General features: G+C 28.9%; 1 pseudogene. It reads right to left on the reverse strand.

The annotated features are described in order from the left end of the window. Positions 1 to 1,147, reverse strand: a pseudogene (locus ACN4EE_RS23580) (dynamin family protein); the annotation flags it as partial.

The following is a 1,147-nucleotide window of genomic DNA, read 5'->3' on the forward strand; positions in this document are numbered from 1 at the left end:
TTCTTTTGTTCGACTTCAATAGTAGCCCAAATTTGTTTTTGTTCTTCAAAATTTAATTCAATAATTTTTAACTGTTTACTTAAAGATCGTTCCGCTAAATTAGTAATATCGATGACCGATTCTTCAAAGATATTAGCAACATAATTTAATCTATTTATAATCCACTGATAGAGAATATCCCATAAAGCATTTTTTCCTTTTTCAACACCATCCGACCATTGTTGAGCCATTACTTTTGGAGTCGGTAAGAATAGCTCAACATATTCAACGTCATCATATTTATTACGAGTTCTTTTTTCGGTAACAGTTTTAGTGCCATCAGGAACTTGTCTAGTTTTTGTTTCACCAAAACATGATCCCTCCTGATACTCTTCATTCTTATACTTTGTTTGAGTCACATTGTCATAATAAGTTTCTGTGCCGATTTTTTCCCTTTGTTTTTTCTTTGTTTGTTTGATATTATCAGAAAGTTCAAATAATTTATCAGGTAACTGAGGTAAATTTTGAGCTAATTTTTTCTCTAAATCACTAATAATTGCCTGTTCTAAATTAATTGAGGATAATTCTTCTTGTGATAAACATTTTTTTAATTCCTCTAGCTGTTGATATACAAAAGATTGTAATGCTTCTTCAAATTCTTTTGCTTTAGTTTGTAATGTAAATTCAGCTCTTGCTGTAATAGCTTGACGCATAGTGTAATAAAGTAAACGAAAACATTTTTCGTCATTATTCAAATCTATTACTTCTTGAGAATTGTCGGCACGAACTTTACGATAATAAAAATTGGATTCTTTAGAAAATTTACTAATTCTACGACTAACATTATTAAAAGATTGATTTAAGTCTTTTGCTAATGCTGGAGTAATAACTTCTTGTAGTTTATATTCAAAGTTATCTGCTATTTCACTATTTTCAAACGCATCTCTAGCCAGAACAATTAATTGAGTAGTTAAATCTTTCTCAACATCGGCTATGGTGTTCCAAATTTTTGTAAAACCAGTACGTCCCTTTTTTTTGAGTTCTTTTTTTATTTCGAGTCGGATATTAGGGTCATTAATTTTTAAGGCTTCAATATATTCTTTAATTTCTTTCTCAAATTGATTATTAATCCTTTTTAGATTTTTTTGTAAATCTTGACGTATTGCAA

Origin of the sequence: Geminocystis sp. CENA526 (assembly GCF_050753365.1) — a bacterium.
Lineage (GTDB): Bacteria > Cyanobacteriota > Cyanobacteriia > Cyanobacteriales > Cyanobacteriaceae > Geminocystis.